This window comes from Bradyrhizobium sp. P2_E8 (genome assembly GCF_056403875.1).
Genome location: NZ_JBFUES010000720.1, coordinates 1 through 4,061 on the forward strand (window position 1 = coordinate 1; position 4,061 = coordinate 4,061).

The window sequence follows — 4,061 nt, forward strand, 5'->3', positions numbered from 1 at the left end:
GCGCTCAACATCGAGGCGCTCAGCGACGCCAACGTCGCGGGCTATGCGGTCAGCGCCATGGACGCCGGAACGTGGCAGGTCACGGCGGAGCCGTAACGACAAGACGACCAGAGGCGGAGAGCAACCATGAAGACGATCGATCTCAATTGCGACCTCGGCGAAGGTTTTGGCGCGTGGGAGATGGGCAACGACGCCGCGATGATCGAGCTGGCAAGCTCGGTCAACGTCGCCTGCGGCTTCCATGCCGGCGATCCCGACATCATGCGCCGGACGGTCGAGCTGGCGAAAGCGCGCGGCGTCTCGGTCGGTGCGCACCCTGGATATCGCGACCTGCACGGCTTCGGCCGGCATCCGATCGCGGGCCTGAAAGCCTCCGAGATCGAGAACCTCGTCGCCTACCAGATCGGCGCGTTGCAGGCGATCGCGACCGCGGCCGGCCACAAGGTCACGCATGTGAAGGCGCATGGCGCGCTGTCCAACGTCGCCTGCGAGGACGACATGACGGCCAAGGCGATCGCCGCCGGGATCAAGGCGGTCGATCCCAGCCTGATCTTCGTCGTGCTCGCCAATTCGAAGCTGGTGAAGGCCGGCGAAGAAGCCAATCTGCCGATGGTGCACGAGGTGTTCGCCGATCGCGCCTATGAGGACGACGGCAACCTCGTCTCGCGCAAGAAGCCCGGCGCGGTGCTGCACGATGCCAAGGCGATTGCCGAGCGCGTCGTGCGCATGGTGCAGGACGGCGCGGTGGTCTCGGTCACCGGCAAGGTCATCAAGATGCGCACGGACACGGTGTGCATCCACGGCGACACGCACGGCGCGGTCGAGATCGCGCGGACCTTGCGTCAGGCCTTGAAGGATGCGGGGATCGAAGTCGCGCCGTTCAAGCGCGGGGCGTGAGGCAGGCTCAGCACCGTAGTGCCGTAGGGTGGGTTAGCGAAGCGTAACCCRCCATGCYTCMKCRAATGCGGGACGAAGTTGGTGGGTTACGCCTTCGGCTAACCCACCCTACGAAGCCGTCAGAACGGGTGCACCGAGAGCGTGCCGAAAACGATCGCGGCGATGACCGCGAAGGCGCTGTAGAGCCCGACATGGTGCATGCTCGCCCCGGTCCGACGCGAGAGCGAGCGCGCGTAGAAGTGCAGCCTGGCTTCCGCAGATAGTTCGCGCATGGTGGATCTCCAACGCCCCATTTGTGGGAGTATGAAGGATCAACCCTGGCGGGAGGCAAGATGGCGGCGGAAATAGCGATGGCGGTTCTCTGAAGGCGCCCCGCCGCAGGCGCAAATTCTCCTCACCCGGGGGTTCCGAGAATCTTATTCGTTAAGATCCGAGCCAGTTGGAACCGGCCCGGATGACGGTGGGATGACAGCCGGACTCAAGGCCCTGGACCCGGTCCAAACAAAAACGTCGAAAACAACCCCATGCACAGTAGAGCCGCGCTTTCGGTGGAACGCCCGGCGCTTGCGCCGCCGGGACGATTCACGCCGATCTTGTCGCGGCTTAGTAAACGTCAGCCTGGAAGCGGCCGGTCTTCTTGAGCTCGGCGACAAAACTGACGGCTTCGTCGGTCGACCGTGCCCCGAACTGGGCGACGATGTCGACCAGCGCACGCTCGACGTCCTTGGCCATGCGCTTGGCATCGCCGCAGATGTAGAGATGCGCGCCCTCGGCGAGCCAGGTCCACAATTCGCGACCGACCTCGCGCATGCGATCCTGCACGTAAAACTTCTTGTCGCCGTCGCGCGACCAGGCCAGCGACAAACGCGTCAGTTGACCCGAGGTCTTCATCGCGTTGAGCTCTTCCTGGTAGAAGAAGTCGCAATCGCTGCGCTGGTGGCCGAAGAACAGCCAGTTCTTGCCGGGCGCGCCGGTCGCCTTGCGGTCGAGCAGGAAGGCACGGAACGGCGCGATGCCGGTGCCGGGGCCGATCATGATGACCGGCGTCTTCGGATCCTGCGGCAGACCGAAACCGTGCGCCTTCTGCACGTAGACCTTGAGCTTCTCGCCCTCAGCGATGCGCTCGCCGAGGAAGGTCGAGGCAACGCCGATACGCTTGCGCTTGCCAATGACGTAGCGCACGGAATCGACCGTCAGCGACAGTTTTCCCGGCGTCGCATTGTGCGAGGACGAGATCGAGTAGAGCCGCGGCTGGAGGGGCTCCAGCGCCTCGACGAAGGCTTCGGGATGCGGCCGTATGCCGGAGAATTTCTGGAGCGCCGCCATCACGTCCAGCGTGGCGGCATCGCCATCGGGATCCTCGCCCTGCGCCAGCGCCCGCGCCTTCTCGCGCTGCGCGCCGCCGGTGATGAAGGAGATCAGCTCGAACAGCGAGTCCGGCGCCGGCGACAGCGAGACGTCGTCGATCAGCACCTCGCGTAGCGTCTTGCCGTTCACCTTGGTGGTGTGGGAGGCGCCGAGCAGCGCGATGACCTGGTCGACGAGGCCGACGTCGTTGCGTGCGAACACGCCAAAGCTGTCGCCGACGACGTAGTCGAGTTTGCTCGCCGAGAGATCGAACTCGATGTGATAGGTCTCCTTCTCCGACTTCCCCTTGTTGAGAAGGCGCCGCGACAGGAAGGTCGCTTGGGCCGGATTGTCACGCGAGCGGCCCGGCTCCGCGATCGTCACGGTCACGGCCGGCGCTGCCACCGCATCCGCCTTGTCAGACCCCTTGTCACCCGCCTTGGCCGCCGGCGCCTTGTCCAGCTCCTCGTAGAGCGATTTCAGCATCCGCGCGGTTTCCTTGCCGCCGGGAACGCAAAGGTTGAGCCGCGCTTCGCTGCGGGTGGCGATCGCCTCCGAATAGTCGTGGCAATTGTAGCCGCACTGGCCGCAATCCTGCTGCGCCATCGCCGCCATCATCTTGCGGCGGACGGGACGCCCTTCCGCAAGCTTCATCCGATCGGCGATCGGCATGGTCTGGTCGTGCCAGGGCGCCTCGCCATCGTCGCCGTCGCCGGCTTGCATCACGGCGGCGCCCTGCTCCGCCGATAGCGGTGTGGCCACATCAGGCGACAGCAGCCCGGCAAAGAAGCCGTTCAGCCAGGAGCGCTGCGCGTCCGAGAACGGCGCGCTGGCGGGAATGATATCGAGTTTCGGCGGAGGGGTGATCTGGTTCATGCGGACACCTGTGCATCGGCAAGCTTGCGCAGCGTCTCGCCGTCATGGCGGCGCGCAAAGGAGAGGAAGGTTTCGTCGGGTGAGGCGCGATGGGCGATATAGGCCTTGAGCAGCGCTTCGACCGTCTTCGGCGCGTCCTCGGCCTTGAGGTCGTGATAGACCTCCTGCCCGACGTCGGCATCGGGGCCGAACCCGCCGCCGGTGAAGAGGTGATAGCCCTCGACCGTGTCCTCCTCGTTGACCGGCACCCGCGCCCCGATCAGGCCGATATCGCTGATATAGTGCTGCGCGCAGGAATGGTGGCAGCCGGTGACGTGGATGTTGACGGGCTTGTCCATGTCGACGCGCGGCTCGCACCAGTCGCCGATCTCGGCGGCGTGGCGCTTGGTATTGGAGGCCGCGAAGCGGCAGCCGGCATTGCCGGTGCAGGCGATCAGGCCGGCGCGGATATGCGAGGCCTCGACCGCGAGCCCGATCTGCTTGATCGCCGCAATCGCAAGCTCGACGTTCTCGTCGCGCACGCCCGGGATCAAGAGGTTCTGCCAGACCGTCAGGCGAATCTCGCCGTCGCCGAGGTCGCGCGCGACCTTGGCGAGGCCCCGCATCTGGTCGCAGGTGAGCTTGCCGAGCGTCAGCGACACGCCGATCCAGTTGAGGCCGTCCTGCTTCTGCTTGTGCACGCCGATATGCGCCATGCGGTCCGACGCAGGCCGCGGCTGGAACGCCTCTTCCGGCACGCGCGTGAACGGCGTCTTGAGCCGCTCCTCGACGAGCTTCAGAAAGCCGTCATGGCCGATGGCGTCGAGCACGTATTTCAGCCGCGCCTTGTTGCGGTTGGTGCGGTCGCCATGGTCGATGAACACGCGCACGATGGCGTCGGCGACAGCCGTCGCCTGCTCCGGCTTGACGATGATGCCGGAGTACTTTGCGAAATCCTTGTG

General features: G+C 65.6%; 4 protein-coding genes. 1 reads left to right on the plus strand and 3 read right to left on the minus strand.

Features of this window, described 5'->3' with window-relative positions; translation table 11 throughout:
- Nucleotides 1-126: 126 nt before the first annotated feature.
- Nucleotides 127-897, plus strand: a complete 771-nt coding sequence (locus AC1D00_RS30310) for a LamB/YcsF family protein (protein ID WP_472276061.1) — start codon at nt 127-129, stop codon at nt 895-897.
- A gap of 119 nt (nt 898-1,016) precedes the next feature.
- On the opposite strand, the gene AC1D00_RS30315 is transcribed toward AC1D00_RS30310, so the two are convergent.
- From AC1D00_RS30315 to AC1D00_RS30325, 3 genes are all read right to left on the minus strand, one after another.
- Nucleotides 1,017-1,169: a hypothetical protein gene (locus tag AC1D00_RS30315; protein WP_014495196.1), complete on the minus strand. Its 153-nt coding sequence runs from the start codon at nt 1,167-1,169 to the stop codon at nt 1,017-1,019.
- Between the two features lie 331 nt (nt 1,170-1,500).
- Nucleotides 1,501-3,120, minus strand: a complete 1,620-nt coding sequence (locus tag AC1D00_RS30320) for a sulfite reductase subunit alpha (RefSeq protein ID WP_404556445.1) — start codon at nt 3,118-3,120, stop codon at nt 1,501-1,503.
- On the minus strand, nt 3,117-4,061 hold a 945-nt coding region (locus tag AC1D00_RS30325), incomplete at its 5' end, for a NirA family protein (RefSeq protein ID WP_477013196.1). The genes AC1D00_RS30320 and AC1D00_RS30325, both read right to left, overlap by 4 nt.